Source organism: Acinetobacter sp. UBA6720, from assembly GCF_002454215.1.
GTDB lineage: Bacteria > Pseudomonadota > Gammaproteobacteria > Pseudomonadales > Moraxellaceae > Acinetobacter.
This window is the reverse complement of the sequence record NZ_DKIK01000140.1, coordinates 1-12369: the sequence shown is the minus strand read 5'-3', so window position 1 is coordinate 12369 and position 12369 is coordinate 1. Positions and strand designations below refer to the sequence as shown.

Sequence of the window (12369 nt, the reverse complement as noted above, 5' to 3'; positions counted from 1 at the left end):
TAATTTAAATTCATTTGTATAAAACTTATCCACATTTTATATTAATTCCATCTATTTTAAATTCATTTTAAAACCCATTTACCCACAGTTTTAAATTCATTATTTTAATTTAATTTATATATTCAAAACTTATGAGTTCTACGACTTTCATATAGTTAGCTCTTGCCAGAAGCAGACTTTGATATAATTTTTAGATAAAACTAAAAAAATTAATAATGATGTATAATCGGCTTTGATTATTTTTATTTAGTACTTTATTTAATCATTTTTTTATGTTAAAAATATAAACATGCAATAGGATTTAAACGATAATTAAATCGGAATAAAACTTCCATGAAAATTATGCAAGAAGAAAATATACAGCATGTTGAACATCAATTAGAAAAGCGTTATCAGCTTGATGCTTATTCGTGCATGTTCTTTGTGTTAGGCATGATGATTTCTGCCTACTTCTTACATCAATTCATTTTGTAATTGATGTGACCTTCGCAGCCCCATTCAAAGAAGCCAACGATTGTTGGTTTTTTTACGTCTAAAATAGCCAAAACAAAGTCATCTAAACTTTTTTTCTTCTACCGCGCTTAGCTGTGTGGTCTTTTATGCGCTTTATATAATATTGTTCAGTAAATATTTGCCCAAAATACTCAACAGGCTGTTCACTCATATAAACAAAACCATATTGCTCATACAATTTTTTTGCAGCCTGATATGGTTGCTCAAGCCACGTTTCCACCGCCTGAAAGTCATGTAACTCACAAAATTGCATTGCATGTGACATGAGCCGTTGACCTATGCCCTGTCCGCGCCAAATATCATCCACCATCAACCACCGAAGTTGAGCATTGGCATTGCCTAAGTTTTCTGCATCAATCGCAACACAGCCCACAATACGATTTTGATGTAAGGCAAACCAAATTTCATTACGCGCCTGATCTAAGCGACCAATAAAATCAGCTAACTCGCGTGCAAACTGAATTTCAATCACATCATGTGATGTGCTATTCATTCGATAAAACTGGCGCAACATATCAATCAGCCGGGCAACACAGCCTGTTTGATAGCCAGAGACAATTTGAATATTTGTAGTATGTATTGTAGTTGCTGAGATGCGGAAGTTTTTTAGTGTTTCAATATACAGGGCTAAACCCTGTAAAATCAGTTGCTGTCCATGTTCATCTAAATTTTGCAATGCCGCACTGATCTGACTTTGATCAGCTCTATGAATATGGTGAACTGTACTGAGCCCCTGCTCGGTTAAGCAAACTAACTTGACACGTCCATCTTCGCTACTACTGAATTCCTCAATTTCACCCGTTTGTTTTAACTTGGCTAACATTCGGCTCACACTTGATTTGTCCAAACCCAAGTGTTCCACCAAAGAAACTGCACTCTGTTGCCCTTGTTGCTCTAAACAAAGTAAACATTGCACAGACGATGATGACAATACTTGATCTAAACCATTCTGTAGACGACCATACTCACGAACCAATTGCTGAGTAGACTGACGAATGTGATCAATTGGACTAATCGGCGTTCGACTCATAACGTTAGCCAACTTTAGTGTACATATCCAGCATATTTACATACTCATAAAAACTAAACAATAGATAAAAAAATATTTTAGATATAAAAAAACCTGCGAGCCTAAACTCGCAGGTTTTTGAAAAATATTATAAAAATTAGAACAACCGATTCATACCGTTTAAGGTTGCAACCCGGTAAGCTTCCGCCATAGTTGGATAGTTGAATGTGGTTTCCACAAAATATTTGATGGTATTATTTGGACTATTCATCACAGCTTGACCAATGTGAATAATTTCCGAAGCGTTGTTACCGAAGCAATGTACACCCAGCACTTCCAAAGTTTCTCGGTGGAACAGAATTTTCAATTCACCCACCGTGTCACCCGTAATTTGTGCACGTGCCAAGTGACGGAATGAAGCCTGACCCACTTCATACGGAATTTTTTCTTCAGTTAACTCTTGTTCAGTTTTACCAATCGAAGAAATTTCTGGAATAGTATAAATCCCTGTCGGAATATCAACAACAGGTTCAACGCCTTCCTCACCGCTCATATTTGCACCCGCACAACGACCTTGGTCGTATGCAGCAGAAGCCAGTGAAGGCCAGCCAATCACATCACCTGCAGCATAAATATTTTCTACTTCGGTTTGGTACTGATCATTCACCGTAATCTGACCACGACTGTTTGGTGTAATGCCAACATTTTCCAAACCTAAGCCATCCGTATTTCCAGAGCGGCCGTTACACCATAAAATGGCATCGGCTTTAATTTTCTTACCGCTTTGCAAATGCAGTACCACGTGATCATCATAGGTTTCAAGATGATCAATCTGCTCATTATGGCGAATCAAAACACCTTGTTGGCGTAAGTGATAAGATAACGCATCTGAAATTTCATCATCAAGATAACTCAGCAGTTTGTGCTGTGTGTTTATCAAGTCAACTTTGTGATCTAGCCCAATAAAAATAGACGCGTATTCACAACCAATGACACCTGCACCATAAATAATGATTTTTTGGATGGAATAATCAAGATCTAAAATTTTGTCTGAATCGAATACACGCGGATGGTTAAAATCAAGCGCCGCAGGACGATATGGACGACTACCCGTTGCAATTACGATTTGTTTACATAGGATCGTTTCTTTAATGCCTTCAGGGCTAAACACTAAAACTGTATTTTGGTCTTGGACATAGGCGCGACCATGGAAAATATCAATTTTGTTACGGTCATAAAAACGTGAATGCGTATCTACTTGTTGTTGAATCACTTTATGTGCATTTTGAAGCACTTGCTTCATGGTAAACTGACGCCAGTCGCCCATTTTTTTAAACATTGGATCACGACGATAGCGAATAATGCTCGATACCGTTTGACGTAAAGCCTTACTTGGAATGGTCCCCACGTGGGTACAGTTACCACCGAGCTGCTCACGTACATCCACAATCGCAACACGCTTTCCAGATTTGGCAAGTTTCATTGCCGCGCCTTCACCCGCAGGGCCTGAACCTAGAACGACCGCATCGTACTTAACGAAAGTTCCACCAACGACCTCTTTTTTACGTGGCATTCAACGCTCCTTCTTCAAAAAACTTATTACTTATCTTGGGCATATTATGACGTAATTGCAGGCAATTTGCTGTATTTAGCTTACATATATTAAGTGATAACCACATTTAGTAAATGAATAGTATTTCTGCCCTATCAATTCGCATTTCCGCTATACTAAGAACTGCTATTTTTAGCATCTCCCCCGTCAAAAACAGTGGAATAGTTGAATATGTCTGAAAACCGTAAACCTGAGCAGGGTATCAAACTTCGTGGCGCAGAAAAGGTCGCGCGTATACCTGTAAAAGTTATTCCTACGGTTGAAACGCCACGCAAGCCGGATTGGATTCGCGTGAAAATGGCAGCACCCGAAGAAGTGCAACGCATTAAATCAACCCTACGTGAACAAAAACTACATACTGTTTGTGAAGAAGCTGCGTGTCCAAACCTACCTGAATGTTTTGGTGGCGGTACTGCAACCTTTATGATTATGGGTGACATTTGTACACGTCGTTGTCCTTTCTGCGACGTGGCACATGGCCGTCCAAATGCACTTGATGCAGACGAACCACGTCACATGGCTGAAACAATTTCAAACTTAGGTTTAAAATATGCTGTGATCACCTCTGTAGACCGTGATGACTTACTTGACGGTGGTGCACAACACTTTGTTGATTGTATTAAAGAAGCACGTGCATTAAGCCCGAATACTTTACTTGAGATTTTGGTACCTGACTTCCGTGGTCGTATGGACATTGCGCTTCGTATTATGACTGAGTGTCCACCCGATGTTTTTAACCACAACATTGAAACGGTACCGCGCTTATACAAAGCGATGCGTCCAGGTTCAGACTACCAACACTCTTTAAATCTGTTGAAAATGTTTAAAGAATATTGCCCTGACGTTCCAACCAAATGTGGTTTGATGGTCGGTATTGGTGAAACTGAAGAAGAAGTCATTTCACTTTTAGATGACTTGCATGCACACGGCGTTGACTATGTAACGATTGGTCAGTATTTACAGCCTTCAAAAGAGCATGCGCCGATTGACCGCTTTGTTACACCAGAAGAATTTGAACGTTACACTGCACATGGTCAAAAGCTAGGCTTTAGAAATATTTGGGCAGCACCAATGGTTCGCTCAAGTTACTTCGCTGACCGTCAATACTATGGCGAACCTGTAGCAGCAGTACGTCGCAAAGTAGACCCTGCGAAAAAGATTGCCGTTCAAACGATTGAAGCTTAATTTCCTGTGGTGTTAAACAGTTAAATGCAAAAATTAAAAGCCCTCATATGAGGGCTTTTTTTATTGCGATCGTCGTTCTTTATATTTTTCAATTACGTATTCATACATTTCTAACACAGTCATTGCTCAAAAAACACCCTAATCTAATTCGAAGTCTAAAATAATTGTATTGCTACACATCAAATCAAATTCATTTTATTACACCTTTTTAGTCTACGTTTTGTCCTATTTTCCGTGAAATTTTATAAAACGTATGACTCACCTCACGGTGTAAACAACGGGAGGTTTCAATGGGTTTCATTTTCGCCATTCTTCTTTTAATCTGTACCCTCTGGGCTATTTTTTATTTTGAAGTCAGTCGCTTACTTGGGACTGCAATCCTTATTTTTGCATCCCTATTCACTGCTATTTTTATTAATCCATGGTCACTACTTCTAGGTCTACCCTTAATTATTCTCAGCCTGATTGTGGTTATTGATCCATTACGCAAGTCCTTAATCACGCAACCTGCCTATAAAGCTTTAGCCAAAGCCATGCCGAGTATGAGCAGTACCGAACGCGAAGCATTGGATGCAGGCACCAGTTGGTGGGAAAAAGAATTATTTATGGGTGCGCCTGACTGGAAAAAATTTGATGGTTATGTCTATCCAACCTTGTCTGCTGAAGAACAGTCCTTCTTAGATCATGAAGTAGAACACCTTTGCGGTTTACTCAATGAATGGGAAATTCACCATCACTTAAAAGATCTTCCTGTTGAAGCATGGCAATACATCAAAGAACAAGGCTTTTTGGGTTTAATTATTCCCAAAGAATACGGCGGTCGTGCGTTTAGCTCCTTTGCCCAAAGCCGCATCATGAGCAAAATTTCTTCACGTTCACTAACTACTGCCGTCAGTTGTATGGTGCCCAACTCTCTAGGTCCAGGTGAGTTGCTTTTACATTATGGAACTGAGGAACAAAAACAACGCTATCTACCGGGACTCGCCAAAGGTGAAGAAATCCCCTGCTTTGGTTTAACCAGTCCCGAGGCTGGTTCAGACGCAGGTGCAATACCTGATACAGGCGTGGTCTGTTATGGCATGTTTGAAGGCCGAGAAATACTCGGTTTACGTATGAACTTTTCAAAACGCTGGATTACTCTGGCACCTATTGCAACTGTGATTGGTCTCGCTTTTAAACTTTATGACCCTGATGGACTCTTAGGCGATGCAAGCAAAACTGAATACGGTATCACCTGCGCCTTATTACCTGCCAGCCATGCAGGTGTCCAAGTCGGTGCACGCCATAATCCTGGTTCTCCTTTTATGAATGGAACGGTCGATGGACAAGATGTTTTTATCCCACTCGATTGGATTATTGGTGGGGTAGAAAATGCAGGTAAAGGTTGGCGCATGCTGATGGAGTGCTTAGCCGTAGGTCGCGGTATTTCCCTACCTGCGCTCTCCACTGCTTCTGCTGAAATGGCCTATTTAAGCATCGGTGCTTTTGCCAAAGTCCGCCAACAGTTTAAAATTTCTGTGGGACATTTTGAAGGTGTGCAAGAAGCCACCAGTGATATTGCCAGCGGTGCGTATATGTTAGAAGCTTTTCGCTATATGGTGACCTGTGGTTTAAATGAAGGTGGAAAACCTGCTGTAATGACAGCTATGGCCAAATACTATGCCACTGAAACCATGCGTAAAATTGTCAATCACGGCATGGATGTCGTTGGTGGACGGGCTGTGCAAATGGGGCCACGCAATTTTTTAGCACTGAATTATCAAGCCATCCCCATTTCGATTACTGTTGAAGGGGCCAATATTTTAAGCCGTTCTTTAATGATATTTGGTCAAGGTTCTATGCGCTGTCATCCTTATTTATATGAAGAGCTGCAACTCCTTCAAGCAGAAGATACAAAAACCGCTTTAGCGCCTTTCGACACGCTACTTTTTAAACATTTGGCTTATACCTTTAACCGAACAGCACGTTCATTCAGTTATGGCATGTTCGGTGGTCCTTCAGATGCTTCCGCACAGACAGATGATTTCTCACGTCCTTTTTACAAAACCATTAACCGTTTCAGTGCCAACTTCGCTTTAACCGCAGACCTTTGTTTAGGCTTACTTGCAGGTGATATTAAGCGCAAAGAAATGCTTTCAGGGCGTTTAGCCGACATTCATGCTTATTTATTTATCGCGACTGCTATTTTGAAGTTTTATGAAAAAGGACAACATAGTGAGGTGGAACAACAACATGCTCAACTAGCTTTAGAAAAAGCATTCGTGCAAATTCAGGATGCATTTGATGGGCTACTTGCAAACTTTCCTATACGAGCCGCAGCTCGCATAGTCAAATTCATCTGTTTCCCTTTTGGTCGTGTTGCCCAACAACCAAGTGACCAGCTAAAAACGCAATTAGGACTTGCTATCATGGAAAATAACCCGTTCCGTGAACAACTGAAGCAGCATGTTTTTTACAATACCAATCCCGATGATGTCTTTGGGCGTATGGAAAATGCGTTCCAAGCAGCACTAAAGATTGATCCGCTGTGGACGAAGTTTAAAAAAGCGGAGTCCAAAGGACAATTTGAAGGCTTAGATTTTGAATCACATATTCAACATGCGCTTGAAACAGGGTTCATCAGCTCTGAGGAAGCGGATCAGTTGCTTCATTACAACACTCAACGCTTCGATAGTATGCTCACCGATATTTTCGACCATGAGCTTGAACAGACACTCTCTTTAAATAACCCCTATCACACCAAAATTTCAGATATTAGACTCTAATCGTCTTATTGGTTTTGTGGAATTGCTAAAAAATAAAAGTTCGTTTACGGGCTTTTATTTTATCCACACAATATAAACCATGACATCGAAGCAAAGTTTTAAATCCAATAGACGTTTAAACGGTAATAGAACTCTTCCACCTCCAAACGGACTTGATATCCCAATTGGGTGAGTTCTGCTGAAAAACGGCGAATATCCTGTAAAGGTAAATGTTTTGGCAGCACTGTAAATACCGCAGTATTTCCCTGTTTGGCACTTTCTTCAATCAATGAGGCCAAACGTAATTTGTAGATCTCAATATCTAAATACGCTTGGTTAGACATAATTTTTGCTTGTTCAGCATTAATAAAAGCAGCCATTCCTTTCCTCAAATTACATCATTGTATAGGCAATGAAAATAACGCAGAAACAAATACTCAATCAGATGATTTAGTAACGCCATGTAGCCTTTTCGGCTAAAAAAAATCTTCAAAATTTAATAAATTTAATATTCTTCTACCGTTGCTTTAAATCTTACTCATTTAGAGGCTCACCAAACATTACAGAAAAAATAAATAAAATTACCATCTATTTAATTTAAATAATAATTGTTATCATTTGCAACACTATTTACTAAAGCACCAACTGTCTTCCATGAATAGCACCACTCAAATTGATGCCTTGGTTCATTCGGAAAAAGTTCGTCCGAAACCAACCAAAAAGAAAAAAGTCGATACCCCCGTTAGCTACCGCCTTATGGTGTTGTACCGATTTGCTCTTGCCTTACTTGGAGGCTATCTCCTTGCAGCACTTTCTGCATTAGCCATTGCTAAAATCTTTATAGCCAATCCTGTGAATGCGGCTATGAGCGCTACACTCATTGCATTTTGTCTTAACTGTGCTGCCTTTATTTGGGTCTTTATGGTTCAAAAAACCTTAAAAGCAACGCTCGGTATTGCTGTGCCATGTATTGCACTGTATGCCCTACTCAAATTTTTAGGATAGTTTTTCAATGCGTGTTGATCAAAAAGCGGAAGGACCGCGCCAATCCATGTCATGGTTGCATACATGGGCCAGTCTCATTTTAGGGTGGCTGCTGTATGCAATTTTTGTGACTGGAACACTCAGTTTTTTCCAAAATGAAATTTCTACTTGGATGAAACCTGAAACCCATCAATCTATCCCTGCACAGTCTCAAGTACAACAAATGCAGGTCGCACTCAACTATTTACAAAAAAACCACCCTGATGCAGGCAGTTGGAACATTCAACTACCCAACTCACGGCAAACTACGACTGAAGTAACTATTCGTGCCGTCGGCGAAGACCCGAAAGCACGTCGTGGTGGGACACGGATCACCTTAGACAGTGCAACTGGTGAAGTGATTGAACCACGGGATACGCGTGGTGGTGGGTTCCTGTACCGTTTCCATTTTGAATTATACGGTTTACCGCGTCTGTGGACACGTTGGTTGGTCGGGATTGCCACCATGTTCATGTTGGTTGCAATTGTTAGCGGTATCATCACTCATAAAAAAATCTTTAAGGACTTCTTTACCTTTCGCTCAGGCAAAGGTCAGCGTTCATGGCTAGATGCACACAACGCAACCGCTGTTTTTGCATTGCCTTTTCACTTAATGATTACTTTTAGTGGCTTACTACTGCTCATGTTTATGTTCATGCCTTGGGGAATTAACCAAGCGTATGAAAATAGACAACAGTTCTTACGTGACCAACAGGCCAGCATGATTGAGCAGCCCCAAAAAGCTGAAGATCAGCAGCGCGAAGGTCGGGGTCAACGCGAAGGCGAAAGAGCGGATGGTGGAGAGCGCGGACAGCAACGTGGTGAACATGCTGAAGGTCGTGGTGGGGAACATCCACAACCTGTATTCCATCCTGCACCACTGACAGACCTAGCGCCGATTATGGTGACAGTACAACAGCAGTGGAAAGACAATCCAATTGCTTCGATTAACATTATTTCACCCAATACAGACCAAGCCAAAATTGAGTTCCGTGCCTTGCGTGCTGAAAGTGTCGCGCATCGCAATGTCTATGCAACACTCAACTACAATGGGGTCACAGGTCAAGATGAAACGGATAAAAATATACGGATAAAAAACCCATCTATTCCAAGTGGCATCTATAACGTGGTCACCGTCTTACACGAAGCTCGCGGCGTCGATTTGGCTCTTCGTTGGTTGCTATTCTGTTCGGGCATTTTAGGCACGCTCATGGTCGCTACAGGTCTGATTCTTTGGTGTGTAAAACGTGCACCCCAACAACAGAAACAAGGCTATAAATCGTTTGGTTTCCGACTGGTTGAAGTCCTGAATATTGCAGCCATTATTGGTTTACCTTTGGCCTGCGCAGCATATTTTTATGCCAACCGTTTCATTCCAGCAGATGTAGAAATGCGTCTAAACTGGGAGATCCGTAGCTTCTTTACGGTATGGTTACTCACGCTAATTTATGCCATTTTCCGTACCCACCGGCAAGCATGGTTAGACTTACTGTTATTGGCAACACTCGCTTTCGCCCTGTTACCAGTGGTCAACTTGATGACAGGTGGTCAGGCTTTGTGGAACAGCATTGCGCAGGATCAGTGGATGATTGCATCGGTTGACCTAGCCATGTGGGTAATGGCAGTGATCTTCTATTTCGCTTATAACAAAGTTAAAAAGCATCAAGGTTTGCCGAATAAAAAAGTGAAAGCACCTGTTCAGGAGGCCAAAGCATGATTTGGTTTCTAATGATATGGGCTTTAGCAACCCTAGGTTTTTTTGCTCTTGCCAGCAGTATGTCTAAACATCAAAAGCAAATCTTTAGCAAAGAATTGACACTTCAGCAAACCCGCTTAGCAACCACTGTGGGTTGGTTACTCCTCATTGTTTCTTTGTTCATTTGCTTAACGCAAGGACACTGGAGTACTGAAATCAGTTATTGGGTTGGCGTGATTAGCTTCGCGGCGTTGTTTGTTGGACTTTGCTTGAGTTATTTTGAGCAAAAAATTAGGAATATCGCTGTTTCAGTTTTACTCATATTTATATCCAGTCTAACTTTGCACCTAATCTAAGCCTAAAAGCCAATCTTCGGATTGGCTTTTTCACTTGAAAGCATTAGGCTATCCACAGTTTAAATCTTTGGTTATCTGTATGCCTAAATCTCCTAAAATTCCTGCTAAATTGGTCAACCTTGCAACAACAGGTAATAGTGACGCTCAATTTGAACTTGCTGAACTATATATGCAAAGTGAAAATGAAGATGACATTACCCTTGCAGAAGAATGGGCACTCAAAGCAGCAGCATTAGGTCATGTAGAAGCCATGTATTGGCTCGGTGAAGGTTATGCTTTTTATGCCAAAGAACTTTGTGAAGAAGACCCAAGCGAAGCAGAAACCTACTTTGGACATGCACATCACTGGTTAAAACAAGCTGCTGAACTGAAACACCCTACTGCAATATTAGAGTTGGCTGGTTTTTACCGTCGGGGCGATGTGGTTGAAAAAGATGTCACTAAGTCAATTGAACTGGTACAACAAGCGGCGGAACTGGGTGAGGCTCAAGCCATGCGTGATTTGGCTTTCATTTATGAAAATGCACTAGGTATTGATGCGGATGAAGAAAAAGCCAAATACTGGCACGACAAGGCGGATGCCGCAGAGCAAGAATAAAAGCAAAAGCCCATCCTTTGATGGGCTTTTTACTACTTAAAACTTACGCACAAAAATAATATCTAAATCCTGCTTAGGCACAAAATTCTTTTCTGTCATTTGAAATTGTGTCGAACTGATCTTTTTCACCTGACCATTCCAACAAAATGAAACCAACTCATTGGGATCACGCTCAATCGTCAGTTTAAAATTTTGAATCGGTTTCGCCCAATTTGCGCCCGTTTTCAAGATATAACCCAACGCCTGATAAGGTGCATATTGTGATTTGGCTTTTTTCAAACCCGCTTTGAAGCTTTGATCCATACAATAAGTCTTTTCATCCTCTTCAGGATATAAAGAGACCGAACCACCGACCAATGGTGCATATTCATGCTGAATACGGGTCATGCTGTTCGCTTTAAAATTTTGTTTCCAACTATAAATAACCTGAGACTGCCAGCGAATGAGATCTTCATCTTGAATTTTTAATAGTTTTTGCACTCTTGGATTTTTACAAGTTTGAATTTTTTGCTGAATAGAAATACTTATATCGGCATTTTCACCTTTCCACGGCTGGATCAACTCTTGCTGCGTGAGACTGCAAGCCATAAGCTCATTCGTTACATCGGCTTGAAAGTCTCCATCATGAACATATTCTTGTTCATTACTCGGTAAAAAAGCCCGTACATGCACCTGAGGCTGTATACGCTGACCATTAACTTGAATTTTAAAACTATCAATTAAACCTGTGGCATCAGCATAATCATAGTCCATGTAATTTTGAACTTTCGGTAAGGGAAATAAAATAGTCTCGTTTACCAAATGTTTACTTAAATTTTTAAACTCATAATCGACAATGATTCGCTTTTTACTGATAAATAAGTTTTCACTATACATTTGAATATCTTTATTTTTCAGATATTGCACACCGCCTGTTGCAACAAAACCCGTACTGTCATTCGCACTCACGTGCATAGACATAAATACGAATAACCCTATTATTTTTTTCATTTTAATCTTCTTTTTTAAGGTTTAATGTTCTGCATGAGTCTCAAAGTTTGCATTCTCGATCATGATCACCTGACGACAAATGCCTTCGGCTTTTCGTTGTTGTTCAAATACAGATGCTGGCATAGCATCAAAACTGTCAAAGAAACAGATTTCTTGTTCATCTATAGAATAAACCAGTGAATGGTTTCCGACGCCTTCTAAAGTATCGTAATACACAATAATAAAGTTATTCTGTTCAAACGCCTGCTGAATGTGTTGATAATTGATTGCAGGCGAAATAGGTAACTTTAACTGTTCAGCTTCGGCATAACTCAGTTTTTCTTGTTCTTGAAGATCAGGGTCTTCATCGGTATAGAAATGCACATTGAAACCAAACTTTTTTAAGCCTACAGCCAAGCCTATCGTTGTGGTGCCAAACGTTGCATCATAAGCACAGACATCAATCAATTGTTCAATCTCTGCATCTATACCTAAATGTTGCAGCATCATCCATACTGCATAGATACCGCCATTGGCTTCAAGGTTCATTAAGGATTCAGGGATATTCACGGTCATAACACAATTCAAAAAAGATGATTGTGTTGATAATAAACAAAACATCGTTGGAACTAAATCAATTTCCAAGTACAATACTTCGCTAGTC

Annotated in this window: 12 protein-coding genes; 7 read left to right on the top strand and 5 right to left on the bottom strand. The window is 40.4% G+C overall.

What is annotated here, in order from left to right:
* Positions 1-333: 333 nt before the first annotated feature.
* Positions 334-474, top strand: coding sequence for a hypothetical protein (locus tag B4F08_RS11820; protein WP_004693924.1), 141 nt, complete (start codon positions 334-336; stop codon positions 472-474).
* 82 nt (positions 475-556) lie between these two features.
* Here B4F08_RS11820 and B4F08_RS11815 read toward each other — a convergent pair whose 3' ends face one another.
* Entirely contained in the window at positions 557-1543 is a 987-nt protein-coding gene (locus B4F08_RS11815) for a bifunctional helix-turn-helix transcriptional regulator/GNAT family N-acetyltransferase (RefSeq protein ID WP_291374458.1), read from the bottom strand.
* A 136-nt stretch (positions 1544-1679) separates the two neighbouring features.
* The gene (gene sthA, locus B4F08_RS11810; RefSeq protein ID WP_086208310.1) at positions 1680-3095 is read right to left on the bottom strand and encodes a Si-specific NAD(P)(+) transhydrogenase; all 1416 of its coding nucleotides are present in this window, start codon (positions 3093-3095) and stop codon (positions 1680-1682) included.
* A 210-nt stretch (positions 3096-3305) separates the two neighbouring features.
* Between sthA and lipA the strand changes: the two genes are divergently transcribed.
* Both lipA and B4F08_RS11800 read left to right on the top strand, forming a co-directional pair.
* Positions 3306-4319, top strand: coding sequence for a lipoyl synthase (lipA, locus tag B4F08_RS11805; RefSeq protein ID WP_291374457.1), 1014 nt, complete (start codon positions 3306-3308; stop codon positions 4317-4319).
* 290 nt (positions 4320-4609) lie between these two features.
* Positions 4610-7084 (top strand): acyl-CoA dehydrogenase, encoded by a 2475-nt coding sequence (locus B4F08_RS11800; RefSeq protein ID WP_291374456.1) that lies wholly within the window; start codon positions 4610-4612, stop codon positions 7082-7084.
* A 98-nt stretch (positions 7085-7182) separates the two neighbouring features.
* Here the strand turns inward: B4F08_RS11800 and B4F08_RS11795 are convergent, their stop codons facing one another.
* Positions 7183-7443: a hypothetical protein gene (locus B4F08_RS11795; protein WP_110974560.1), complete on the bottom strand. Its 261-nt coding sequence runs from the start codon at positions 7441-7443 to the stop codon at positions 7183-7185.
* Positions 7444-7717: 274 nt separating this feature from the next.
* Here B4F08_RS11795 and B4F08_RS11790 point away from each other — a divergent pair, with 274 nt between their 5' ends.
* From B4F08_RS11790 to B4F08_RS11775, 4 genes are all read left to right on the top strand, one after another.
* Entirely contained in the window at positions 7718-8068 is a 351-nt protein-coding gene (locus B4F08_RS11790; RefSeq protein ID WP_086208314.1) for a hypothetical protein, read from the top strand.
* 7 nt (positions 8069-8075) lie between these two features.
* Entirely contained in the window at positions 8076-9803 is a 1728-nt protein-coding gene (locus tag B4F08_RS11785; protein WP_291374455.1) for a PepSY-associated TM helix domain-containing protein, read from the top strand.
* Positions 9800-10138: a DUF3325 domain-containing protein gene (locus tag B4F08_RS11780; RefSeq protein ID WP_291374454.1), complete on the top strand. Its 339-nt coding sequence runs from the start codon at positions 9800-9802 to the stop codon at positions 10136-10138. The genes B4F08_RS11785 and B4F08_RS11780 overlap by 4 nt, the downstream gene beginning before the upstream one ends.
* A 79-nt stretch (positions 10139-10217) precedes the next feature.
* Positions 10218-10736: a tetratricopeptide repeat protein gene (locus B4F08_RS11775; protein ID WP_291374453.1), complete on the top strand. Its 519-nt coding sequence runs from the start codon at positions 10218-10220 to the stop codon at positions 10734-10736.
* 36 nt (positions 10737-10772) lie between these two features.
* On the opposite strand, the gene B4F08_RS11770 is transcribed toward B4F08_RS11775, so the two are convergent.
* Together B4F08_RS11770 and B4F08_RS11765 are read right to left on the bottom strand one after the other, a co-directional pair.
* The gene (locus tag B4F08_RS11770) at positions 10773-11726 is read right to left on the bottom strand and encodes a DUF4424 family protein (RefSeq protein WP_291374452.1); all 954 of its coding nucleotides are present in this window, start codon (positions 11724-11726) and stop codon (positions 10773-10775) included.
* Between the two features lie 21 nt (positions 11727-11747).
* The gene (locus tag B4F08_RS11765; RefSeq protein ID WP_086208319.1) at positions 11748-12281 is read right to left on the bottom strand and encodes a peptidase C39; all 534 of its coding nucleotides are present in this window, start codon (positions 12279-12281) and stop codon (positions 11748-11750) included.
* Between the last annotated feature and the right edge of the window lie 88 nt (positions 12282-12369).

Excerpts from the sequence above, each read along its gene's own strand:
- B4F08_RS11820 (WP_004693924.1), top strand. The coding sequence starts at position 334 with ATGAAAATTATGCAAGAAGAAAATATACAGCATGTTGAACATCAATTA.
- B4F08_RS11815 (WP_291374458.1), bottom strand. The coding sequence starts at position 1,543 with ATGAGTCGAACGCCGATTAGTCCAATTGATCACATTCGTCAGTCTACT.
- sthA (WP_086208310.1), bottom strand. The coding sequence starts at position 3,095 with ATGCCACGTAAAAAAGAGGTCGTTGGTGGAACTTTCGTTAAGTACGAT.
- lipA (WP_291374457.1), top strand. The coding sequence starts at position 3,306 with ATGTCTGAAAACCGTAAACCTGAGCAGGGTATCAAACTTCGTGGCGCA.
- B4F08_RS11800 (WP_291374456.1), top strand. The coding sequence starts at position 4,610 with ATGGGTTTCATTTTCGCCATTCTTCTTTTAATCTGTACCCTCTGGGCT.
- B4F08_RS11795 (WP_110974560.1), bottom strand. The coding sequence starts at position 7,443 with ATGGCTGCTTTTATTAATGCTGAACAAGCAAAAATTATGTCTAACCAA.
- B4F08_RS11790 (WP_086208314.1), top strand. The coding sequence starts at position 7,718 with ATGAATAGCACCACTCAAATTGATGCCTTGGTTCATTCGGAAAAAGTT.
- B4F08_RS11785 (WP_291374455.1), top strand. The coding sequence starts at position 8,076 with ATGCGTGTTGATCAAAAAGCGGAAGGACCGCGCCAATCCATGTCATGG.
- B4F08_RS11780 (WP_291374454.1), top strand. The coding sequence starts at position 9,800 with ATGATTTGGTTTCTAATGATATGGGCTTTAGCAACCCTAGGTTTTTTT.
- B4F08_RS11775 (WP_291374453.1), top strand. The coding sequence starts at position 10,218 with ATGCCTAAATCTCCTAAAATTCCTGCTAAATTGGTCAACCTTGCAACA.
- B4F08_RS11770 (WP_291374452.1), bottom strand. The coding sequence starts at position 11,726 with ATGAAAAAAATAATAGGGTTATTCGTATTTATGTCTATGCACGTGAGT.
- B4F08_RS11765 (WP_086208319.1), bottom strand. The coding sequence starts at position 12,281 with ATGACCGTGAATATCCCTGAATCCTTAATGAACCTTGAAGCCAATGGC.